Raw genomic sequence first — 23,618 nt, forward strand, 5'->3', positions numbered from 1 at the left:
CCCAGCCCATGGCACAAGGATCGAGCAACCCGCAGCACCCGCCACGGCCCCTGGTGGCCGGGGCGCTTTGGGCCCCCCGGGTGCTGGCCTGGCTGTGCGCTGCCGCAGCGGCCAGTGTGTCTGCACAAACCCAGGTGGCTGTGGCCGATCTGCCGCTGGAGCAGCTCATGCAGATGCAGGTCACCACGGCCAGCCGCTATGCACAGACCGCACTCGAAGCCCCCGCCGCCGTGAGCGTGGTCACGGCCGACGACATCCGGCTGTTTGGCTACCGCACACTCGCCGAGGTGCTGGGCAGCCTGCGCGGGCTGTACATCTCCTACGACCGTGCCTACCACTACCTGGGCACCCGGGGCTTTGCGACCCCGGGCGACTACAACACGCGCGTGCTGCTGCTGGTCAACGGGGTGCGTTTCAACGACAACCTCTACGACCAGGCCAGCATCGGAACCGACTTTCCGCTGGACCTGGACCTGGTGGACCGGGTGGAATTTGTGCCCGGGCCCGGGTCGGCGGTGTATGGGGCTAACGCCTTTTTTGGCGTGGTCAATGTGATCACGCGCAATGGCCGTCAGCTGGCCGGGCCACAGGTCAGCGCCGAGGCAGGCAGCCATGGCAGCGCCAAGCTGCGGTTTTCGATGGGCACGGTGGATGCGCTGGGGGCCGACTGGCTGGTGTCGGCCACCCGGGCCACCACACGCGGGGCTGACCAGCACTTCCCCGCCTTCGACACGCCCGAGAGCCCCGGTGGCCTGGCGCAGCGGCTGGACTATGACCGCAGCACCCAACTGTTCGTGCGCCGGGCGCATGGGGGGCTGGCGCTCACGCTGGCCCATGGCGAACGCACCAAGGGCGTTCCCACGGCGGCGTTCTCGCAGGTCTTCAACGACCCGCGTTCGCGTTTCAACGACCAAAGCACGCTGCTGGCGGCCGAATACACCACGCAGTTGCAGCCTTCACTGGCCTTCACCGGGCGTCTTTACGCGGGCCGCTACCAGTACGTGGGCGACTACGTGTACGACTACCCACCCGTCACGATGAACCGCGATGTGGGCACCGGCCAGTGGTGGGGCACCGAATGGCAGTGGGTGAGCACGGCGCTGGCGCGCCACAAGCTGTCCTGGGGCCTGGACTACCGGCGCGACACCCGCATCCACCAGACCAACATCGACCTTGCGCCACCCGCCCAGTACCTGGATACCAGCCGCAAGGGCGATGTGCTGGGCCTGTACTTCCAGGACGAGTTCGCGCTCAGTGCCGACCTCACGCTCCATGCCGGGCTGCGCTGGGGCAAGCAGTCGGGCAGTGCAAGCGCCGTCCACCCCCGCCTGGGACTGGTGTACTGGTGGAACCCCGCCACCGCCGTCAAGCTGCTGCACGGCACGGCCTACCGGCCACCCAACGCTTATGAACGCGACTACCGCGTGGACCTGCCGGGCGGCTTGGCGCAAGGGTCAGGCTTGCGCTCGGAGCGCGTGCGCACTACCGAGCTGGCGCTGGAGCACGCACCCAACGCCGCCAGCCGCTGGCTGCTGACGGCGTTCCGCTCGTCCGTGACCGATCTGGTCGCGTTCGACACGTCCAGTCACGCCGATCGGCTGACGGTAGGCAACACCCGCGCCGTGCAGGTGCACGGCCTGGAGGCCGAGGCCGAGCAGCGCTGGCAGGGCGGCCAGCGCCTGCGCGTGGCCTACGGCTGGCAGCGGGCGCGCGACCCCTCGCAGGCCGGGCCGCTGACCAATGCCCCCCGGCACCTGCTCAAGCTGCAGTGGTCGGACACCCTGCGCTGGGGCACGGTGCCTGGCGTCGGTACGGGGCGCTACGCCATCGAAGCCATCGGCATCGGCCCGCGCAGCACGGTGCGCGGCACCCGCCTGCCCGGGCATGTGCTGGCCAATGCCACCTACACCACACGCGTGGCCGATGTCGATGTGTCGGTGGGGGTCTACAACCTGTTCAACCGCCAGCACGCCGATCCGGCCTCGTTCGAGATCCGCGATAACACCGTGCGCCAGGACGGGCGGACCTACCGCATCAAGCTCACCTACGCGTTCTGAGCCATGTGCCCCCCCCTGCGCCTACACACAAAGCTGGTGGCCTGGCTGTGGGTGGTGCTGTGCGCAGTGGGCGGGGGCGCCAGCCATGCCAACGAACCCGTGGGCGAGCTGGAGCTGAAGGCCGCCTACATCTTCAACTTCATCCAGTTCATTGAATGGCCCGACAGCGAGGCGGACCCGCCCCAGGAGATCGGTCTGTGCGTGTCGCCCTTCAGCCCGCTCAAGCGCCCCCTGAGTGCGCTGGAGGGCAAACCCGCCAGCAAGGGCCGCACCCTGCGGGTGAAGCTGCTGGAACCCGCCAGCCTGCACCAGTGCCGGGTGGTGGTGCTGAGCAATGCGGATGTCGAGCCCGCGCTGCGCGCGCTGCGGGCCCTGCCTGCGGCGCACGGCGTGCTCACGGTCTCCGATGAGCTGACCTTCGTCAACCCCGAGATCGTCATCGCATTGGCACAGCGCGATGGACGCATCGTGTTCGGCATCAACCCCGATGCGGCCGCGAAGGCGGGGCTCACCATCAGCTCCAGGCTGTTGCGCTTGGCCCGGGGGGGCAAATGACGCCCCTGCACCCCCCCCCCCAGGCACCAGCCCCGCTGTTGCCGCCCATCCTGCTGTCCTCGCGGCTGGTGGCCACGGGCATCCTGTCAGCAGGCCTGGCGCTGCTGACCGTGGTGCTGGCGCTCACGGCCATGGACTACTGGAGCACCCGCAGCTCCATGCTGCAGGACAGCCGCGTGGAGGCCGCCATCGTGGCCGACAACATCTCGGCGGCAGTCATGTTCCGCGACACGGGGACGGCCAACGAAATGTTGGGCGCGCTGCGCTCGTCGTCGATGGTGCTGGCGGCGGGCGTGTATGACAACGACGGCGTGCTGTTTTCCCACTATGTGCGTGGCCGCGACCCGGCGTTTCCGACCACGCTGCGCGCGGCAGGCATGCATGGTGCGCTGGAGCGCTCTGGTTGGGAGATTCTGGAGATCACCCGCGCCATCCCGGGCGCAGCGAGCCCGCTGGGCACGCTGTACATCCGCAAGTCAATGCGAGAAGTACACACCCGACTGGCCCTGCGTTTTGGCAGTGCGCTGCTGGTGGCAGTGTGTGCCATGGGGGTGGCCACGGCCATGGTGCTGCGCAGCCGCGCCGCCGTGCGCGAGGCCGAGCACCGGCTGCACACGCTGGCCCACACCGACGCCGTCACGGGCACCGGCAACCGCCACGCGTTCAACGAGCGGCTGGCCGCCGAGCTGGAGCAGGCCCGCAGCCTGGGGCACCGGGTGGCGCTGGTCTACATCGACCTGGACAACTTCAAGACGCTCAACGACACCTTCGGGCATGCCGCAGGCGACGGCCTGTTGCGCCAGGTGGCGCAGCGTCTGCAGTCGGTGGTGCGCAGCGACGACACCATCTCGCGCCTGGGGGGCGACGAGTTTGCGCTGATCCTCCGGCTGAACATGGACGATGCTGCGCTGGAGAAATATGCGCAGCGGATCATCGGCGTCTTCCAGGCGGCCTACGCAGAGGCGGGGCACCAGATGAATATCACCGGCAGTGCGGGCATCGCCACCTTTCCCGACGATGCGTCCGACATCAATGCCCTGGTCAGCAATGCCGACACCGCCATGTACCGCGCCAAGGAGATGGGCAAGAACCGCTGCGTGCGCTTCGAGCCGTCGATGAACCAGGCCGTGGTGCGGCGCCAGGCCATCGAACATGCGCTGCGCGCCGAGCTGGAGCAGCAGGGTGGCGGACTGGCGCTCCACTACCAGCCGCTGTTTGCCGCGCGCGGCCAGGCCCTGGTGGGGGCCGAAGCGCTGCTGCGCTGGACCCACGCCGAGCTGGGCGCGGTGCCGCCACTCGAAGCCGTGTCGGTGGCCGAGGACTGCGGCCTCATCGTGCCGCTGGGCTACTGGGTGCTGCGCACCGCCTGCCGCGATGCTGCGCGCTGGACCGCGCCCGGGCCGCTGCGGGTGGCCGTCAACATCTCGGCGCGCCAGCTGGGCGACCCGCAGTTTCTGGAGCGCGTGATGGACATCCTGCGCGAAGAAGGCCTGCCCGCCCACCTGCTCGAAATCGAACTCACCGAAACCGTGCTGATGGAAAACATGGAGGCGGGCGCCCACACGCTGCACCGCCTGAGCCAGCTGGGCATCCACCTGGCCATCGACGATTTCGGCACGGGCTACTCATCGCTGGCCTACCTGCGCCAGCTGCCGATGCGGCGCCTGAAGATCGACCGCAGCTTTGTGCGTGACCTGCCCGAGCAGGAACACAGCCGCACCATCGTCACCGCCATCGTGGCGCTGGCGCATGGCCTGGGGCTGCAGGTGACTGCCGAGGGTGTGGAAACCCCGCAGCAGGCCGACTACCTGGTGCAGCAAGGTTGCGATGTGCTGCAGGGTTATGTGTTTGCGCGGCCCATGCCGGTGGCGCAGTTTCTGGCACTGCAGGCGGGCACCACGGCGTAGCGCGCAGGGCGCAGGGCTGCTCAGGCCTCGGCGCCGTGGTAACAGGGGGCGACCTCGCGCACTTCCACGGTGGCCCATTCGGCGGCCGGGCATGCACGTGCAATGGCCACGGCCTCGTCGCGGGTGGCGCAGTCCAGCAGATAGAAGCCGCCCACCATTTCCTTGGTCTCGGCAAACGGGCCATCCACCAACCGGGTCTGGCCCTCGCGCACCTGCAGGCGCACGGCCTGGTCGGTGGAGGCCAGCGACTCGGAGGCACGCAGCAGGCCCCGCGCCTGCAGCCCTTCGCCAAACCGCAGCATGCGCGCATAGGCCTCCTGCCCCCCCGCCAGCCCCCGCTCGGCACGCTGGCCGTGGGGTTCCATGATGAGCAGCATGTAGGGCATGGGGTGTCTCCTGAACAGAAGGAAAAAAGGGGTGGGGCCCGTGTGGACCGCTGTCCTGACAGTGGCGATAGCTATAATATTGATAGCTTAAAGTGCTTGTCTGTCGCGCGGTAGCGGCCATTTTTTATCATATTCTTGCGCGCTGCAGCAGGCCTGTGCTATCTTTGGCCCCCTATGCAACGCAGCATGCTCCTATCCACCCTATCGCTAGGCCTAGTGCCTGGCCGGGGTCTGCCTGCGTTCGCCACCCTCGTTGCCTGACCCGTTCAGCGCAACACCTGATCTCCCCCTGACCCCGGCCCGCGAACCAGCCTTTGCACATGCAAAGGGCTGCAGGGGATGTCACACGTTTTGTTTTTCATTCGTTGTTGACCTGCAGTGCGCCCACGCACTGCACACCGTTCGTGGAGCCTCTCATGATTGCCAAGCCCGCCACCAAGTACCAGCCCATCGCCCCCATTGCGCTCGCAGACCGCCAATGGCCCAACCGCAGCATCACGCGCGCCCCCCGGTGGCTCTCCACCGACCTGCGCGACGGCAACCAGGCGCTGTTCGAGCCCATGAACGGCGAGCGCAAGATGAAGCTCTTCCACGAGCTGGTGCGCATCGGCTTCAAGGAGATCGAGGTCGGCTTTCCCGCCGCGTCGCAGACCGACTTTGACTTCGTGCGCCGCCTCATTGATGAAAACCTGATCCCCGACGACGTGACCATCATGGTCATGACCCAGTCGCGCGAAGACCTCATCGCACGCACCGTCGAGGCCGTGCAGGGCGCGCCCCGCGCCATCGTGCACCTCTACAACGCCACCGCGCCCGCCTGGCGGCGCATCGTGTTCGGCATGAACGTGACGCAGGTGATGCAGCTCATCGCCCACCATGTGGGCTACCTCAAGCAGCTCACCGACGCGCGGCCCGAAACGCAGTGGACCTTGCAGTACTCGCCCGAGACCTTCAGCGCCACCGAGCTCAGCGTGTCCCTCAAGGCCTGCCAGACCGCGATTGCAGCGTGGAATGCAGGCCCCGGCCGCCCCATCATCATCAACCTGCCGACCACGGTGGAGAACGCCACGCCCAACGTATTTGCCGATCAGATCGAGTGGATGGACCGGCACCTCGCGCCGCGCGAGCACATCGTGCTGTCGGTGCACCCGCACAACGACCGGGGCACGGGCGTGGCGGCGGCAGAACTCGCGATGATGGCCGGCGCCGACCGCGTGGAAGGCTGCCTCTTCGGCAACGGCGAGCGCTGTGGCAACGTGGACATCGTGACCCTGGCGCTCAACCTGTACACGCAGGGCGTGCACCCGAACCTCGACTTCTCGGACATCACCTCGGTCGCCCGCATTGCCGAGGAATGCACCTCGCTGCCCGTGCACCCGCGCCACCCCTATGCGGGCGATTTGGTGTTCACCGCGTTCTCGGGCTCACACCAGGACGCGATCAAGAAGGGCTTTGCCGCGCAGGACCCCAACGCCTTGTGGGAAGTGCCGTATCTGCCCATTGACCCGGCCGACCTCGGCCGCACCTACGACAGCGTGATCCGCGTGAACAGCCAGTCGGGCAAGGGCGGCATCGCCTTCTTGCTGGAGCGTGAGCATGGCGTGGTGATGCCGCGCCGCATGCAGGTGGAGTTCAGCGCCGTGGTGCAGCGCCAGACCGACGCGAGCGAAGGCGAAATGACGGGCGATGCGCTGTGGAGCCTGTTCCAGGCCACCTACCTGCAGGCCCCCACGCAGGCCGCCATCATCTGCCATAGCCACCGGCTGGATGAAGACGGGCAGGGCATCGAGCTGGACGTCACCATCGACGGCACACGCCAGACGCTGCGCGGCCAGGGCAACGGCCCCATCGCCGCGACTGTGGACGCGCTGGGCCTGCCGCTGCGGGTGGACCACTACGAAGAGCGCGCCACCGGCACGGGCGCCAACGCGCAGGCGCTGGCGATCGTGGAAGCTGCGATGGAGGGTGTGGCCGGTGCCACCTTTGGCGCAGGCGCCAGCCACAACATCGTGACCGCCTCGGTGCTGGCCATTGTGGGTGTGGCCAACCGGCTGATGGCACGGCGCCCGCAGGCCACGGCAGGGGCCGCGGCGGCCACCATGGCGCATGTGGATTGAGCTGCGGGTGGTGACGGGGTACTATCAAAAAAGATAGCTATCAGCGCTTGATGGTAGGGCGCAGACGGCACTTTTGTGCAATATCCCCAGCCTGTGGACGGGGTAGGGGCATGCCCCGCGCCCCATCCGTTACCCTTCGTCCCATGCGCGTTTTTCACCGCCTGGCTTTTGCCACCTGCACCGCCGCCCTGTTGGTCCTTGCCGGATGTGGCACCTCTCGGCCCCCGCCGTCGCCCACATCCAGCGCGCCCTTGCGCACCACACCGCCGCTCACGGCCGAGCAGGCGCACGACATCGCCATCCACGCGCTGGGCCTGGTGGGCACGCCGTACCGCTTTGGCGGCAACACGCCCGACTCGGGCTTTGACTGCAGCGGCCTCATCGGCTACGTGTACCGCAACCAGGTGGGCACGCCGCCGCCACGCACCGTGGCCCAGCTCAACACCTGGGGCGCCCCCATCGACAGCAGCGAGCTGCGCACGGGCGACCTGGTGGTGTTCGGTACCGGCCGCCAGCCCAGCCATGCGGGCATCTACGTGGGTGAGGGGCGGTTTGTGCACGCACCCTCCACCGGCGGCACGGTGCGGCTGGATCACCTGCAGTCGCGCCACTGGGCGCGGCAGAATGCGGCGTTCCGCAGACCGTAGAGGCTCCCCCTGAGTCGCCTTCGGCGCCTTCCCCCTGAGGGGGACGACGCACTCGCTGCGGGGCGGCCCTTGCTCTGCGTCACTGGCCTGGGCCGCGCCGGTTCCGGGCCGTGTGACCACATCCTTGGCCAGTAGGCAACGGCGGCTCCGCGACAATCGGGGCCACCATGACCCACGCACACCGCTCCGCCACCCCCATTTCCACCCACGACACGACACGCATCGATGACACGCGCATCAAGGCCGTGCGCCCGCTGATCACGCCTGCACTGCTGCAGGAATGGCTGCCCACGCCCGATGCGGCGCTCACCCTGGTCGAGACCAGCCGCGCCGCCATTTCGCGCATCCTGCACGGGCAGGACGACCGGCTCATCGTGGTGGTGGGGCCGTGCTCCATCCACGACCATGGCCAGGCCATGGACTACGCGCGCCAACTCAAGGTGCAAGCCGACGCGCTGGCGGACGACCTGCTCGTCGTGATGCGCGTGTACTTTGAAAAGCCGCGCACCACGGTGGGCTGGAAGGGCTACATCAACGACCCGCACCTGGATGGCAGTTTTGCCATCAACGAAGGCCTGGAGCTGGCGCGCCAGCTGCTGCTGGATGTGCTGGCGCTGGGCCTGCCGGTGGGCACCGAATTCCTGGACCTGCTGTCGCCACAGTTCATCAGCGACCTGGTGAGCTGGGGCGCGATTGGTGCGCGCACCACCGAGAGCCAGAGCCACCGCCAGCTGGCCAGCGGCCTGTCGTGCCCCGTGGGTTTCAAGAACGGCACCGATGGGGGCGTGAAGGTGGCAAGCGATGCCATTCAGGCGGCCAGCGCCGCGCACGCTTTCATGGGCATGACCAAGATGGGCCAGGCGGCCATCTTCGAGACGCGTGGCAACAACGACTGCCACGTGATCCTGCGCGGCGGCAAGCAGCCCAACTACAGCGCCGCCGATGTGGACGCGACCTGCGCCGTGCTCAAGGCCGCGGGCCTGCGCGAGCAGGTGATGATTGACGTGAGCCACGCCAACAGCAGCAAGCAGCACCAGCGCCAGATCACGGTGGCAGGCGATGTGGCGCAGCAGATTGCCGCAGGCGATGCACGCATCACCGGCCTGATGATCGAAAGCCATCTGCAGGAAGGCCGCCAGGACATCGTGGCGGGCCAGCCGCTCACGCCTGGCGTGTCGGTGACCGACGCCTGCATCAGCCTGGCGCAGACGGTGCCGGTGCTCGAAAGCCTGGCCGCCGCCGTGCGTGCCCGCCGCGCCCGGCCCTGACAGCAACGGGCACACACCGAGGGTGGGCGAGGCCTGCGGGGCCTAGGGATGCAGGGGTCCACTGCATTTGGGGCAAACCCCCATGCAGTGCCCTGGCGGGGGGTGCCTGTGCGGTGTAGCATTGCCCTTTCGACCCTTGGGGTTCCTGCCCCTGGATTTTTCACTGCGGTGCCGGCATTGAGCCAGTGCCCATCTGCTGCCCGATTGCCTTGTTGTTCCCGCTGCCCTGCGCCTGCCTACCCACCCCGGTCGCCCTGGCCCGGCGATGCCAGTGCACGCGCCTGGGCACCGTGGTTGCCTGACGACCATGCCATCAGCGCAAGCCACCGCAGAAGCCGCCAGGCTCCAGGCACTGCAGTCTTACGCCATCCTCGACACCCCGGCCGAAGAAAGCTTTGACCAGCTGGCCAAGCTGGCGGCACAGGTGTGCCACTGCTCCATGGCGGTGGTCAACTTTGTGGACCACGAGCGCCAGTGGTTCAAGGCCACTGTGGGTGTGCCTTTTCGCGAAACCGACCGCGCGATTGCGTTCTGCGCCCATGCCCTGAGCGGCCGCCGCGAACCCCGCGTGGTGCCCGATGCCCGGCTCGACCCCAGCTTTTCCCACAATCCGCTGGTGCTGGAGGAGCCCCATGTGCGGTTCTACGCCTGCGTACCCCTGGTGACGAACGAGGGGTTTGCGCTGGGCACCCTGGCGGTGCTGGATTCCGTACCGCGCAACCTGTCGCCCGAGCAGCTGGAGGGCCTGCGCATCCTGGCCGAGCAGACCATGATGCAGCTGGAGCTGCGGCGCCAGAAGCAGTTGCTGGGCGAGCTGGCGCAGCAGCGCGACCAGATGCACGCAGAGATGCTGGCCCAGAGCGAAACGCTGCGGGTGGCCGGGCGGATCGCACGCATTGGCGGCTGGATTGTGGAGTTGCCCAGCCGGCAGCTGAACTGGTCCCAGGAAATCGCCGCCACCTTCGGCATCACCGAGCGTGTGGGTTCGGTGGAGCAGATCCTGGCGCTGTACCGCCCGCCCCACAAGAGGGCCATGACGATGGCCTTCGAGAACTGCGTCCGCCACGGCACGCCGTTCGACCTGGAGGCCGAACTCGTCACGCCAGCGGCACGGCATTTCTGGGTTCGCACCACGGGCCAGGCGGTGCAAGACGCCGAGGGGCGCATCGTGCGCGTGCAGGGCGCGTTCCAGGATATCTCGGCGCAGCACCAGGCCCACCAGGTGCGGCAGTTCAGCGAAGAGCGTTTTCACCTGGTGTCGCGCGCCACGGCCGATGCCGTGTGGGACTGGAACCTGCACACCGATGCGATGTGGTGGAACGAGGGCATGCAGAACCTGTTTGGCGTGCCGCTGGACCAGTTGCCCCCCGACAGCACCTCGTGGACCCTGCGGCTGCACCCCGACGACAGCGACACGGTACTGGACGGAATCCACGCAGCCATCGAAGGCACGGCCCACCACTGGTCGGACGAATACCGTTTTCGCCGCAGCGACGGCAGCTACGCCTGGGTGCTGGACCGGGGTTTTCTGATCCGCGACCTGCAGGGCAAGGCGGTGCGCATGGTGGGCGGCATGACCGACATCAGCGCTCAGAAGCTGGCCGACCTGGATGCCCAGCGCGATGCGCAGAACCATGCCGAGCTGCTGCAGGTGCAGCAGCGCATCTCGTCGCTGGACATGCCCTTGCCCGAAGTACTGCAGCTGGTGGCTAGCACAGTGCTGCGCCAGACCGGGGCGCGCGGAGCGATGGTGGAGCTGCTGCAGGGCCGCCAGCTGGTAGCACAGGCCTCGGCGGGCGACCATGTACGGCCCGTAGGCAACCTGCTTTCTGTAGACCAGAGCCTGCTCTGGCCCGCGCTCAGCCAGGGCCAGACCGTGGTGTGCAACGACACCGAGGCTGAGGGCTGGGACATGGCCTCGATGCCGCACCGCCACGGCGTGCGGTCGGTGATGGCCGTGCCGCTGCGCAGCGGCGACGCCATCGTGGGCTCACTCAAGGTGACTTCGGACAAGACCAACGCGTTCTCGCGCCGCGACGTGGCGCACCTGGAGATCCTCACCGAGTCGCTGGGTGCCATGGTGCAGCTGCGCCATGTGGCGGGGCAGCTGCACGCGTCCGAACTGCAGTACCGCATGCTCTTCGACGAGCACCCGCACCCGATGTGGGTGTACGACAAGGAAACGCAGCACCTGATGGCCGTGAACCGGTCGATGGAAACCCACTACGGCTACACCGAGGCCGAGCTGCTGACCATGCAGATGACCGACCTGTGGCCGACCGAGCGGCGCGATGCCATCCGCACGTCCATTGATGCCATCCCCATGGACCAGCGCAACAAGCCGGTCATCAGCCGCCATGTCAAAAAGGGCGGCACGTTCATGGACGTGGAAATCACAGCGGGCAGCATCAGCTTCAACGGCCGCCCGGCCCGGCAGGTGCTGGCCACCGACGTGACCGAGCGCCTGCGCACCGAGCGTGAGCTCGCGCGCATGGGCCGCGCGCAGCGCCTCTTGAGCGCCTGCAACGAAACCCTTGTGCGTGCCACCTCCGAAACAGCCTTGCTGCAAGCCATCTGCCAGATTGCGGTGGACATCGGCGGCTACCGCATGGGCTGGGTCGGGTTCGCGCTGGACGATGAACGCAAGTCCATCCAGCCTGTGGCCCACGCGGGCTACAACGAGAACTACCTGGAGAACCTGCACCTGTCCTGGTCGGCCGACGACCCCTACGGGCGCGGCCCGGCGGGCATGGCCATCCGCTCAGGCCAGCCGGTAATCGTGCAGGACATCCGCACCGACGGCAACTTTTCCGACTGGCCCGAGCGCATGTTGGACCACGGTTTCCATGGCGTAATCTGCCTGCCTTTGCAGCGCCGCGACCAGGACCGGGCGTTTGGCCTGCTCTACCTGTACGCGCCCGACATCCTGCAGATCAGCCCTGAGGAAGCCGCGCTGCTACAAGAGCTGGCCAGCGACCTGGCCTTTGGCATCACCAGCCTGCGCGCGCACAAGGCCCAGCAGCGGCTGCAGGCCTCGGTGCTCAAGGTGGCGGCGGCCGTGTCGGCCAGCACGGGCACCGAGTTTTTTGTGCAGCTGGTGCGCAACATGGCCGATGCCCTGGATGCCCAGGGGGGCTGTGTGGTGCGGCTGCTGCCCGCCACGGCCCAGGGCCAGCCGCCCCGCGTGGTGACGCTGGCCGCTGTGCTCGATGGGCAGATGCTGCCCAACGGCGAATACCCCCTGGCAGGCACCCCCAGCCTGCTGCTGATGTCGCAGCGCACCCATGTGGTAGCCGACAAGGTGCAGCAGCTATACCCCGAAGCGCCTGTACTGGCCATGGTGGGCGCACGGGGCTATGCGGGCCAGCAGCTGTGCAATGCCAACGGCGAGGTGGTAGGCATCGTATTCGTGCTGTTCCGCCAGGCAATTGCCGAAACCGACTTCATCATCTCCACGCTTCAGATCTTTGCCTCGCGCGCCTCTGCCGAAATCGAACGCCAGCTGGCCGATGCCCGCATCCGCCACCAGGCCTCGCTGCTGGACAAGGCGCAGGACGCCATCTTGGTGCGAGATTTGGAAAACCGCATCATCTTCTGGAACAAAAGCGCCGAGCGGCTGTACGGCTGGTCGCAGCTGCAGGCGCTGGGCCAGTCCATCGAGACCCTGCTCTACGAAGACCCCACGCATTTCCGCCACGCCACGCAAACGGTGCTGGAGCAGGGTGAGTGGACAGGCGAGCTGGTGCAACGCCACCGCAATGGCAGCACCATCGAGGTCGAGGGCCGCTGGACGCTGGTGCGCGGTGAGGAAGGGGAGTCGCAGTCCATCCTGGCCATCAACACCGACATCAGCCAGCGCAAGGCCAACGAGCGCGAGATTCAGCGCCTGGCGTTCTACGACGCGCTCACCGGCCTGCCCAACCGCATGCTGCTCATGGATCGCATGCACCAGGCCCTGGCCGCCGCGCAGCGGCGCCAGCAGGGAGGTGCACTGCTGTTCATCGACCTGGACAACTTCAAGCAGCTCAATGACACCCTAGGCCACGACCAGGGCGACCTGCTGCTGCAGCAGGTGGCGCAGCGCCTGAACACCTGCGTGCGTGCGGTAGACACCGTGGCGCGACTGGGGGGCGACGAGTTTGTGGTGATGCTTGAAGAACTCAGCCCCAAGCCGCACGAACTGGCCATGCACGCCCGCAGCGTGGGCGAAAAGATCTTGACCACGCTGGCCGTGCCCTATGCGCTGGCAGGCTACCAGTACCGCAGCACACCCAGCATCGGCATTGCGCCCTTCACCGGTGAGTTCACGGGTGAGCTGGCCAGCGTGGGCGAACTGCTCAAGCAGGCCGACCTGGCCATGTACCAGGCCAAGACCGCAGGGCGTAACACGCTGCGCTTTTTCGACCCCGACATGCAGGCCGTGGTCACGGCCCGCGCCGCGCTGGAGGCCGACCTGCGCTCGGCCCTGGCGCAGGACGAATTTTTGCTGCACTTTCAGCCGCAGATGCGCCACACCGGCCAGTGTGTGGGGGTGGAGGCGCTGGTGCGCTGGGCCCATCCGCAGCGCGGCATGGTCTCGCCCGCACAGTTCATCCCGCTGGCCGAGGAAACCGGGCTCATCCTGCCCCTGGGCCGCTGGGTGCTGCACAACGCCTGCCAGCTGCTGGCCAGCTGGCAGCAAGACCCGGCCCTGGCCCACCTGACCATGGCCGTGAACGTGAGTTCGCGCCAGTTCCGCCACGCCAGTTTTGTGGACGACGTGGCCCGGGTACTGGCCATCACGGGGGCCCCGTCGGGCCAGCTCAAGCTGGAGCTGACCGAAAGTGTGCTGGTGGAGGACATGGAAACCACCATCGCCACCATGGAGGCGCTGCGCAGCTACGGCGTGGGTTTCTCGCTGGACGACTTCGGCACCGGCTATTCCAGCCTGAGCTATCTGAAGCGCATGCCGCTGAACCAGCTCAAGATCGACCAGAGTTTTGTGCGCGACCTGCTCACCGACCCCAACGACGCGGCGATTGTGGACACCATCATCGGCCTGTCGCGCAGCCTGGGCCTGGAAGTGATCGCGGAAGGCGTGGAAAGCACCGAGCAGCGCGAGCTGCTGGCCCGCGCAGGCTGCCTGCTCTACCAGGGCTACCTGTTCAGCCGCCCCCTGTCTGTGGACCTCCTGGACGCCTTCCTGCGCACTCCGGCTGCGTAAGCAGCCTGCCCCCGGGGCAGTTTCCTCGCTTTTCCTTTTACGGAACCTGGATAAAACCACAGCCAAGGCTGTGGTTTTTTGCTTTCCGAGGGCGCCTGGGCCATCGCCAAGCCGACGGCCGACCATCCATAGGCTGCAAAGGCCCTTGGGTTGGGACCCGCACAGCACCGCCCCGGCAGCCCGGGAGTTGTTCCCTGTCTTTCTTCTTATATCTTTTATAAATACAAAGTCGTAGTAGTAAGGGGTGGCCCTTGCTGTGGACAACTGGTTTTTCTGCAGCCTGGGCGCGCACTTAGCCACCTGCCAACTCTGTGTACCAATCCCTGCTCCCGCTGTCGCGACAACGGGGACAAAAGCCAGCCGTCGCCGGTTTCTGTGGATAACTCTGCGCTTGTGCCAGAACTATCCCCAGTTTTACGCACCGGGCGCCGGGGTGGCAAAAAATCCAGTCAGAATGCCTTTCACCGCTCAATGGATAAGCACTTATAGCTACTCAATTGATAGCAATCTGGCTTTCTGCGCAACCAGACACTCTGCATTCCCCCGCGCCAGGCACACGCCCGTCCTGACCGGCCCCGACCGATCGGATCGCCGCGCGGAACCCGTTCTCCCTTTTTTTGCCACCAGCCCGCCGGGCCACTGCTGACTTCCCATGTGCAAGGATCTTCGAGGGGCCCTGGAGTTGGGGTTCTGGTTATTCTTTGATAGCTCTATATATAAATAGCAGTAGTAATAGAGTGACCCCCTTTCTGTGGACAAGCGCTTTTTCCTGAATGCTGGCGCGGGTTTGCGTCGCTGCAAAGTCTGTGCGGCGGGCTGCACAAAGCGCGGGGCCCAGGTACAACAACTTTGCGGCAGCGGTTGTTCGTGTGGATAACTGCCCGGTTGTGCCAGAACTCTTCCCAGACTTATCCACAATCTGGGGCGCTGGCCCTGTTTTTTGGGGCTGCCGGGGCCTGGAGGGCGTTTGCTGGGACGAAAAAAAGCCCGGCGTCCGTGGAAGGACGCCGGGCGGGCGGGGATGCAGCCGTTGGCCGCTGGTTGGTGTCTTACTGGGCGGGTGCTGGGCCGGGCTTGCCACCCGCGCCGCCGTGGTGGCGTTCGCCAGGGCCACCGTGACCACCATGGTGGCGGCCTTCGCCCCCCTTCATGCCACCCATGCGGTGTGCTCGGTGCGCCTGGGTGTCAAAGGTCTTTTGCTGCTCGGGCGTCAGCGCGGCATAGAAGGCCTTGGTGGCCTCGCCCCGGCGGTCGGCCTCGGCAGCATGCTGGGCGCGCAGGGCCCGCATGCGGTCAATGCGCTCGGGGGTGGTGAGCTTGTCCATGTCCTGGCGGTCCAGGCGGGCGGGGCGCTCGCCGGGCTGCAGGGCGGCGGTGAAGGTGGTCCAGGCGGGTTCCTGGGCGGCGGTCAGCTTGAGCTGGGCCTTGAGTTCGGCCAGGTGTTTGGCATGGCGCTGGGCGTGGTCGCCGTGGCGGCGCTCGTGCCGGCCCTCGGGGGCCTTGGCCGAGGCGGCAGGAGGCGTGGCGGGCGGCTGCTGCGCCAGAACGGGCAGGGCCAGGGCCGCCAGCAGGGCGGTGGCAGCAAAGCGGCGTTGGAAGGGGGATGCCATGGTGGGTGTCCTTTCACGGGGGTTGGCTCGCTGCAACGACCGTTTCAGCGATTGAGGCCAGTGTCTGCCCCGCATGTAACGCGGCCGTGCGTGTTGGATGAGGCTGTGTAAAGTTGTGACAAGAAGCTCCATCGGTGGGCGGCTTCTTCCCCTAGAAAATCATGGTAAAAATGCCGCCTTCCGCGCTATGGATAAATCTTTATAGCTATCAAATTAATAGCTTTTGACGGATGTCAAGCAGCAACCCCGGCGGGCCTGCACCGGGCCCCGGGTGGCGACAGCCGACAATGGCGGGTTGCTACCCCGTTTGCTTGTTTATTCACCAACGCCCCCAACAAGAGGTTTTCCGTGTTCAAGAACATGATCGTGTACCGCATTGCTCCGCAATGGCAGGTGGAATTGACGCAGGTCGAAGAGGCGCTGGCCAAGGCGCCCTTCATGGAATGTGGCGCCACGCAGGAAAAATCCCTGGGCTGGGTGCCGCCACGCGGCGATGCACACGGCCCGCTGGCCGAATCGGTCGGGGGCCAGTGGATCCTGCGCTTCATGGTCGAATCCAAGGTGCTGCCCGGCAGCGTGCTGGCGCGCAAGGTCAAGGAAAAGGCCGAACGCATCGAACAGGAAACCGGCCGCAAGCCCGGCAAGAAGGAAAGCAAGGAGCTCAAAGACGAGGCCAAGCTCGACCTGCTGCCCATGGCCTTCACCAAGCAGGGCTCGATGTGGGTGTGGATCGACACCGCATCGCGCCTCCTGGTGCTCGATACGGCCAGCCAGGGCCGCGCTGACGAGGTGGTCACGTTGCTGGTCGAGTCGCTGCCCGGCCTGTCGGTATCGCTCATCAACACCCAGACCAGCCCACAAGCGGCCATGTCCCACTGGCTCAAGGAGCAGGAGCCGCCCGTGGGTTTCACGGTGGACCGCGAGTGCGAACTCAAAAGTGCCAACGAAGAAAAAGCCGTGGTGCGCTACGCCCGCCACCCGCTGGACATTGAGGAGGTGCAGGCCCACATCGACGCAGGCAAGCTGCCCACCAAACTCGCCCTCACCTGGGACGACCGCGTGAGCTTCATGCTCACCGAAGGCCTGCAGATCAAGAAGGTGTCGTTCCTGGACACCGTGTTCGAAGGCACCAAGGCCGACGACGGCGGTTTTGACACCGACGTGGCGATTGCCACGGGCGAGCTGGTCAAGTTGATCCCCGACCTGATTGAAGCGCTGGGGGGCGAGGCGGAGAGCGGCGTGGCCAGCGCGGCCGATGCCGTGGCTACGGCAACTGCCGCAGCAGGCGCTGCCGCGCCCCAGCCTTCGGTGCCTGCCTCTGCACCCGCACGCAAATCAGCCGGTGGAGGCGTGGTGACCGGGCCCCGGGAGGCTCCGGTGGATACGGATCCGGGGGCGGCGCCGTTTTGAGTTGATCAAGCCCTAAGCAAGGTATGCCTGGCAGGCGCTCAGGTGCACGGTTCAGAGGGCGTCGCTGAAAGCCACGGTTCGCACCAACGCTGCCAGCTCGTGCACATACCCGTCCCCAATCCCCAGCACCTCACACTGCCGCACCAGCTGCTCCAGATAGTCCCGGTTGCTGCCGATGCGCCCGCAGGCCGTTGCAATGGTGGCGGCGGTGGCCTGCATCGACAGGTCACCCCGGTAATGGGTGTGGGTGGTGTTGGCCACCAGAACCAGCGCCTGCACCTCGCCTTGGGGTGTGGGCAGCGCAAGCAGTTGCGGGCAGTAGGCGCCGGTGATCATCTCGCGGCGCCAGAGCAGGCGGGATTCGGCATCGACCTGCGGGGCGGGAATCCGGAACGCCAGGCCTTCGCAGGTCTGGCTGGCGTCCGGCTCCAGCGTCAGCACCAGCCCGGGGCAGTCGGGTGTGCCCCGGCCGATGGTGGTGCCCAGGGCAAAACGGCGCCCATACCCGGGCAGGTGGGCCCGGCGCACCTCGTCGAAATGAAAACCCGGGTTCCACATCAGCGAACCATAGGCAAACACCCACAGGTCGAGTGATTGCGCGGTGATGGTGGCGAGCACGTCGCGGCGCGAGCGTTCCACCTCACTGTCGGGCAGGCGCCAGTGGGCGGGCAGGCCCTGGCTGCGGGCTTGGGCATCCCATTCGGCCAGCGTCTCGTCGGTCAGGCGCAGGCCCGAGTCGTGGGCCGGGGTGAGCCGGCCTTGCAGCTCGGGCAGGTGGAGGAAGGCGTTGGGGTGGGGCATGGTGGCGGGGTGCAGCTTACCGGCGGGCCAGGTCGAACACCAGCACGTCGGCGCCGATGCCATGCTGCAGGGTCAGCTGGTGTTCAGCCTCCAGCAGCGCGCCGTCGCCTGCGGCCAGTGGCACGCCGTTGACCTGCACGGTGCCCTGTGCCACGTGCACGTACGCCAGGCGCTGGGGGTCGAGGGCCTGTGTGGCCGTTTCGGCATCGCCGTCGAACAGGCCAGCCCAGAGGGTGGCGTCGGCGTTCATGCTGAGCGAGCCGTCGATGCACTTGCGAGAGGCCGTGCGCACGAGTCGGCCCCGGCGGTCTGCGGCTGGAAAATGCTTTTGCTCGTAGCTGGGGCGGATGCCGGTGAACAGGGGTTTGAACCAGATCTGCAGGAAGTGGGTGTCCTGGTCCTGCAGCGCGTTGAATTCGCTGTGCTGCACACCCCAGCCTGCGCTCATGCGCTGCACATCGCCGGGGCACAGGATGCCGGTGGGGGGCGTTGGCGCAGGGGGGGCGCCGTCCGGACGGCTGCGCTGCGGCAGGTTGTCCTGGTGGGCGAGCGCGCCGCTGAGCACGTAGCTCACGATCTCCATGTCGCGGTGGCCGTGGCTGCCAAAGCCCTGGCCAGGGGCCACCGTGTCGTCGTTGAGCACCAGCAGGTTGCCATGGCCCTGGTGGTGCAGGTCAAAGTAGCTGCCAAACGAAAAACTGTGGGCGCTGTGCAGCCAACCGGTGGAGGAGCGGCCCCGGTCGGCGGCTTGGCGGACGGTGATCACGGTGAAGGTGTCCTGGTGTTGGCTGAAGCTTGTGTCCATCGAGCGATGGCATCAGCGAACTGTAGACGGCGGGCCTGTCCGGATAAACGGGGCGGGCGCAAACGGAGTGTTCTGGAAACGGGGTCATTAAAGGGCCCGTGAGAACCGTGCGCGGGTTGGCTTGGAACTACCGGCCCGCAAACGACGCACTCTGGCGCTGGTGAAACGCCTCCACTCCTGCGCGGAAGTCCTCCGTGCCCGCGCACTGCACAAAGGCGTCTTTTTCGGCGGTCAGCTGTTCGGGCAGGGTGTGCTCCATCGATTCGCGCATCAGGCGCTTCATCGCGCCGTAGGCCAGGGTGGGCCCGGAAGCCAGCCGCTGGGCCAGGGCCGTGGTGCTGCTCTCCAGTTCGGCGGCGGGCACCACGCGGTTGATGAGGCCCAGGCGCAGCGCGTCGTCGGCGGTGAAGGCTTCGCTCAGCAGTGCAATCTCCAGCGCCTTGCGCAGGCCCACGATGCGCGGCAGGGCCCACGATGCGCCGACATCGCAGCTGGTGCCCAGGTGGATGTAGGCCAGGTTGAAGCGCGTGCCTTCCGCAGCGATCACATAGTCGGCCATCAGCACCAGGCTCAGACCTGCACCGGCGGCCGCACCGTGCACCTGCGCGATGACCGGGGCGTTCATCTGCGTGAGCAGCAACAGGGCCTGGTTCAGCGGCGTGAGGATGTCGATGGCGCCTTGCACGGGGGCCGCGCGCAGCGTGGCCAGGTCGCCCCCGGCCATGAAGCCCCGGCCGTTGCCAGCCAGCACCACGGCACGCACACCCGGGTCGGCGGCGATGGCCTGCACGGCGGCGAGGAAGGCGTTGGCCATGGGCACGTCGATGGCATTGAGTGCCTCGGGCCGGTTGAAGCGCAGCGTGGCAACGGCGCCGTTGCGCTCCAGCAGCAACGGCGGTGTGGCGGGGTTGGTGGCGGTGTTTTTCATGTCAAATCAGCCCTCTGCGCGCAACAGTAAAGCGTTTGTAGCTCTTATTTTGATAGTGAATGGCTTCGGTGAATGTTGCCTAGGCCGTTCAGATCGTTGCAAGATTTCCTAGTGGTACAGCGCCTCGATCTCGGCTGCGTAGGTCTTGTAGATGCTGGAGCGGCGTACCTTCATGGTGGCGGTCACTTCGCCGTCGTCGTGGTCCAGCTCCTTGGTGAGCAGGTGGAATTGGCGGATCTGCGAGACCTGCGCGAGGCGGCTGTTGCCCTGCTGGATCTCGTTGTCGATGAGGCTGCGCACCTCGGGGTGCTCCACCAGCGAGCGAAAGTGCGTAAACGGGATGCGCCGCGCCTCGGCCCACTTGCCCACGGTCTCGTAGTCGATCATCACCAGCGCGCCGACAAACTTGCGCGCCTCGGCAACGATGATGCATTCCTTGATGAAGGGGCTGCCCTTCATGGTGTTCTCGATCTCGGACGGCGTGAGGTTCTTGCCACCCGCCGTGATCATGATGTCCTTGAGGCGGTCCACGATCTGGATCTGGCCTTGCGATTCACGCACCACGTCGCCCGTGTGCAGCCAGCCGTCGATGATGCTGCTGGCCGTGGCCTCGGGGTTCTTGTAGTAACCCGCAAACACCATGTCGCCTCGCAATTGCAGCTCACCGTTGTCGGCAATGCGGTGTTCCACGCCCTGCGTGGGCACGCCCACGGTGCCCACCACTACATGGTCCAACCGGTGGCCCGTGACCATGCCGGTGGATTCGGTCAGGCCATACACCTCGATGAGCGGCACGCCCAGCACGCGGAAGAAGCGCACCACATCGGGCGGAATGGGCGCGGCGCCGGTGAGCGCCACATGGGCATTGCGCAGGCCGATGAAGTTCTGCAGCGCGCGGAAGACGAGCCAATAGCTCGCGGCATAAGTGAGCTTGTCGCCCACGCTCCAGGCGCTGCGCGGCTTGTCGGCCAGCGGCTTGCAGGCGTTGTAGGCCTTGTGGAACAGCGCGCGGCGCAGGCCACCGGTTTCCTGCAGCTTGATGTGGATGGCCGCGTGCAGCTTTTCCCAGATGCGCGGCACGCCCAGGAACATGGTGGGCGCGACTTCGCGCAGGTCTTCCTGCACGGTGCGTATGGACTCGCCAAAAATCACCTGCGAGCCGATGTACACCGGCACAAAGCTGGTCAGCATCTGCTCGGCCACATGGCACAGGGGCAGGTACGACAGGTGCGTGGTGCCTTGCGACAGCGCCAGCCGGTCCACGATGCCCGGCACCACGCCCCGGATGTTGCGGTACGAAATCATCGCGCCCTTGGGCTTGCCGGTGGAGCCTGAGGTGTAGATCATCAGGCCCACGTCATCCAGCCGCTGGCGTGCCAGAGCATCGTCGATGATGGCTTGTTGGCCCGACGCTGCGCCCAGCTGCTCGACCTCGTCAAAGGTGGTGATGAACTGCCGCACCTCGGGCGCAAAGCTGCGCAGGCCCTTGGTCTCCATGACCACGATTTTTTTCAGGCGCGGCAGCTCGGGCAGCGCTGCCAGCAGCTTGTCGGTCTGCTCCTGGTCTTCGCAGACCATGATCTCGATGTCGGCATGGCCCACCACATAGGCCACTTCGTTGGTGGGGCTGGTGGGGTACACGCCCACCGTCACGGCGCCCACCAGGCCTGCGCCCATCTGGGCCAGCACCCATTCGATGCGGTTCTCGGAGATCACGCCCACATGCCCGCCCGCAGGCAGGCCCAGTGCTTTGAGGCCCAGGCCGAAGTGGCTGGCGCGCTGGTGGTACTGTGCCCAGGTGAAGGGCTTCCAGATGCCGAAGTCCTTTTGCCGGATCGCAATGCGGTCCGCGTCGGTGCGTGCGCGTTCGCGCAGCATCTGGGGCAGGGTGAGGTCAGGGAGCGTCATGACAGCCATCTCTTGCGGCGCTTGTAGTGTTTGATGTCCTTGAAGCTCTTGGCCTCGCCGCCACCGCCCATGCCCAGATAGAACTCGCGCACATCGGGGTCGTTGGCCAGGCGCTCGGCCGTGCCGTCGATCACGATCTTTCCGTTCTCCATGATGTAGCCCCGGTGCGCCACGGCCAGGGCCACGGTGGCGTTCTGCTCTACCAGCAGCATGCTGGTGCCCCGCTCGACGTTGATGCGCGCGATGATGGTGAAGATGTCTTCGACCAGCTTCGGAGAAAGGCCCAGCGAGGGCTCGTCGAGCAGGATGAGCTGGGGCTGCGCAATCAGCGCGCGGCCAATGGCCAGCATCTGCTGCTCGCCGCCCGACAGGTACCCGGCCAGGCCCTTGCGCCGCTCGTGCAGGCGCGGGAAGTAGCTGTAGACCAGGTCGAAATCCGGTTTTGCATCCTTGCGGCCCGTGAGCGCATAGGTCGCGGCCACCAGGTTTTCTTCGACCGTCAGGTCTTCAAACACGCGGCGGCCTTCCATCACGTGGCTAAGGCCGTTGCGCACCAGTTGCTGCGGCGCCAGGGCTGCTGTGGGCTGGCCATTGAAGTGGATGCTGCCGCTCTCCACCGTGCCATCTTCGAGCGCCAGCAGCCCCGACACCGCTTTGAGGGTGGTGCTTTTGCCCGCCCCGTTGCTGCCCAGCAGCGCCACGATCTGCCCACGTGGCACGGCCAGCGACAGGCCACGCAGGGCCTGCACCACCTTGTTGTAGATGACCTCGATGTTGTTGACTTCGAGGACGTTGGCCGGGGTTGGCTGGGTCATGGCAAAGGCGAGGTCAGAGCTTGATCCAGTCAGACGCGGCCACCATTTTTTGCGCCTTCATGTCGGCGCGGTACACGCGTCCCACGGGGATGGAGTTGCCGCTGATGGTGATCGGCACGCCGATCAGGCCGCCGGTGTCGAAGTCCTTGATGCTGTTGAGCGCGGCTTTGAGGTTTTTGCCATCGAGTGGCTTGCCCGCATCCAGCGTGCGCTTGGCCGATTCAGTGAACAGCATGGCAGCCAGGAAGCCCTGGATGTAGGCCGTGCTCTGGTACTCGGGGCGCAGCGCGCGGATCTTCTCCAGCATCGGCGCCTTCTCGGTGTCGTAGTAGTAGCGGTAGGGCATCACGCCCATGAAGCCATCGGCGGCCTCGCCCATCTTCATCACCGTGGAGCTGTCCATGGTCCAGAAGGTGCCCATCCACTTGCTGGTCATGCCCTGCTGCTTGCCCTGGGTGATGAACTCGGGGATGGGCGCGAGGATGTAGCCGTGGAAGATGGTGTAGTCGGGCGCAGCGCGGCGCAGCTTGATGACTTCGGTGGACACGTCCACGCTGCCTGCGGGCGTCATGATCTTGATGGGCACCGACAGGCCGAGCGCCTTGGCGGCAGCCTCGCTTTTCTCGATGGGGTCGCGGCCGAACTCGGAGTCGGAGTACACAAAGGCCACCTTGGCGCCGGGCTTCTCTTTGGCGATGTGCTTGAGCAGGATGCCGAACATCTCCGTGTAGTCGGGGCCCACGAGGAACTGGTTCGGGTACTTGGCAGGGTCGTTGAGTTCGGATGCGAACGAGGCCCCGGCCATCAGCGTGGTGCCTGCACGGTCCAGCTCGGGGTTGATGGTCTTGGAGAAACCGGTGGAGTCGCCGTAGTACAGGTTCACCTTGTTCTGGCTGGTGATCTTCTTGTAGGCCGCCACGGACACATCGACCTTGTAGCCCGTGTCCTCGGGCACGTACTTGAGCTTGCGGCCCTTGATGCCGCCTGCGTCGTTGACCATCTTCACGTAGTCGCCAATGCCCGCGTTGATGCCCACACCCGCAAACGCGAACACACCCGTGAGCGGGATGGAGCCGCCAATCACGATGTCTTCGCCCGACTGCGCCAGCACCGACAGCGGGCTGGTGAGCGCGGCGGCGCCAGCGGCACCGAGCAGCAGGTGGCGGCGCTGGAGGGAAGTGTGTGGTGTGTCCATGTTGTC

At 66.5% G+C, this 23,618-nt stretch carries 16 protein-coding genes; 8 read left to right on the forward strand and 8 right to left on the reverse strand.

Annotated features, from left to right (window positions below; genetic code table 11):
* The first annotated feature begins 8 nt into the window (after positions 1–8).
* The 3 genes from ACYZGB_RS01925 to ACYZGB_RS01935 are packed head-to-tail and all read left to right on the forward strand — an operon-like array spanning position 9 to position 4,519.
* On the forward strand, positions 9–2,057 hold the full coding sequence (locus tag ACYZGB_RS01925; protein WP_462386520.1) for a TonB-dependent receptor plug domain-containing protein: 2,049 nt from the start codon (positions 9–11) through the stop codon (positions 2,055–2,057).
* A 3-nt stretch (positions 2,058–2,060) separates the two neighbouring features.
* The gene (locus ACYZGB_RS01930) at positions 2,061–2,612 is read left to right on the forward strand and encodes a YfiR family protein (RefSeq protein ID WP_462386521.1); all 552 of its coding nucleotides are present in this window, start codon (positions 2,061–2,063) and stop codon (positions 2,610–2,612) included.
* On the forward strand, positions 2,609–4,519 hold the full coding sequence (locus ACYZGB_RS01935) for a putative bifunctional diguanylate cyclase/phosphodiesterase (RefSeq protein ID WP_462386522.1): 1,911 nt from the start codon (positions 2,609–2,611) through the stop codon (positions 4,517–4,519). The genes ACYZGB_RS01930 and ACYZGB_RS01935 overlap by 4 nt, the downstream gene beginning before the upstream one ends.
* A 20-nt stretch (positions 4,520–4,539) precedes the next feature.
* On the opposite strand, the gene ACYZGB_RS01940 is transcribed toward ACYZGB_RS01935, so the two are convergent.
* Positions 4,540–4,905, reverse strand: coding sequence for a YciI family protein (locus ACYZGB_RS01940; protein ID WP_462386523.1), 366 nt, complete (start codon positions 4,903–4,905; stop codon positions 4,540–4,542).
* Between the two features lie 416 nt (positions 4,906–5,321).
* Between ACYZGB_RS01940 and leuA the strand changes: the two genes are divergently transcribed.
* The 4 genes from leuA (at position 5,322) to ACYZGB_RS01960 (ending at position 14,140) form a co-directional block, all read left to right on the forward strand.
* Entirely contained in the window at positions 5,322–7,022 is a 1,701-nt protein-coding gene (gene leuA, locus ACYZGB_RS01945; RefSeq protein ID WP_462386524.1) for a 2-isopropylmalate synthase, read from the forward strand.
* Positions 7,023–7,165: 143 nt separating this feature from the next.
* Entirely contained in the window at positions 7,166–7,669 is a 504-nt protein-coding gene (locus tag ACYZGB_RS01950; RefSeq protein WP_462386525.1) for a C40 family peptidase, read from the forward strand.
* Positions 7,670–7,836: 167 nt separating this feature from the next.
* On the forward strand, positions 7,837–8,937 hold the full coding sequence (locus tag ACYZGB_RS01955; RefSeq protein ID WP_462386526.1) for a 3-deoxy-7-phosphoheptulonate synthase: 1,101 nt from the start codon (positions 7,837–7,839) through the stop codon (positions 8,935–8,937).
* A gap of 307 nt (positions 8,938–9,244) precedes the next feature.
* Positions 9,245–14,140: an EAL domain-containing protein gene (locus ACYZGB_RS01960; RefSeq protein WP_462386527.1), complete on the forward strand. Its 4,896-nt coding sequence runs from the start codon at positions 9,245–9,247 to the stop codon at positions 14,138–14,140.
* 1,049 nt (positions 14,141–15,189) lie between these two features.
* On the opposite strand, the gene ACYZGB_RS01965 is transcribed toward ACYZGB_RS01960, so the two are convergent.
* Positions 15,190–15,750 carry a Spy/CpxP family protein refolding chaperone gene (locus tag ACYZGB_RS01965; RefSeq protein ID WP_462386528.1) on the reverse strand — a complete coding sequence of 187 codons (561 nt, stop codon included), beginning with the start codon at positions 15,748–15,750 and terminating at the stop codon, positions 15,190–15,192.
* A gap of 348 nt (positions 15,751–16,098) precedes the next feature.
* On the opposite strand from ACYZGB_RS01965, the gene ACYZGB_RS01970 reads away from it, so the two are divergent.
* A complete protein-coding gene (locus ACYZGB_RS01970) occupies positions 16,099–17,160 on the forward strand; it encodes a recombination-associated protein RdgC (RefSeq protein ID WP_462386529.1) in 1,062 nt (353 codons plus the stop codon).
* A gap of 51 nt (positions 17,161–17,211) precedes the next feature.
* On the opposite strand, the gene ACYZGB_RS01975 is transcribed toward ACYZGB_RS01970, so the two are convergent.
* From ACYZGB_RS01975 to ACYZGB_RS02000, 6 genes are all read right to left on the reverse strand, one after another.
* Complete coding sequence (locus tag ACYZGB_RS01975) at positions 17,212–17,961, reverse strand: gamma-glutamylcyclotransferase (RefSeq protein WP_462386530.1); 750 nt, start codon at positions 17,959–17,961, stop codon at positions 17,212–17,214.
* Positions 17,962–17,977: 16 nt separating this feature from the next.
* Positions 17,978–18,727 (reverse strand): pirin family protein, encoded by a 750-nt coding sequence (locus tag ACYZGB_RS01980; RefSeq protein WP_462386531.1) that lies wholly within the window; start codon positions 18,725–18,727, stop codon positions 17,978–17,980.
* Between the two features lie 166 nt (positions 18,728–18,893).
* Positions 18,894–19,694 carry an enoyl-CoA hydratase/isomerase family protein gene (locus ACYZGB_RS01985; protein WP_462386532.1) on the reverse strand — a complete coding sequence of 267 codons (801 nt, stop codon included), beginning with the start codon at positions 19,692–19,694 and terminating at the stop codon, positions 18,894–18,896.
* Positions 19,695–19,802: 108 nt separating this feature from the next.
* Positions 19,803–21,602 (reverse strand): AMP-dependent synthetase/ligase, encoded by a 1,800-nt coding sequence (locus tag ACYZGB_RS01990; RefSeq protein ID WP_462386533.1) that lies wholly within the window; start codon positions 21,600–21,602, stop codon positions 19,803–19,805.
* Positions 21,599–22,417 (reverse strand): ABC transporter ATP-binding protein, encoded by an 819-nt coding sequence (locus ACYZGB_RS01995; protein ID WP_462386534.1) that lies wholly within the window; start codon positions 22,415–22,417, stop codon positions 21,599–21,601. The genes ACYZGB_RS01990 and ACYZGB_RS01995 overlap by 4 nt, the downstream gene beginning before the upstream one ends.
* 13 nt (positions 22,418–22,430) lie before the next feature.
* Positions 22,431–23,612 carry an ABC transporter substrate-binding protein gene (locus ACYZGB_RS02000; RefSeq protein ID WP_462386535.1) on the reverse strand — a complete coding sequence of 394 codons (1,182 nt, stop codon included), beginning with the start codon at positions 23,610–23,612 and terminating at the stop codon, positions 22,431–22,433.
* Positions 23,613–23,618 lie beyond the last annotated feature (6 nt).

The sequence above is a fragment of the Acidovorax sp. Q11 genome, from assembly GCF_054950075.1.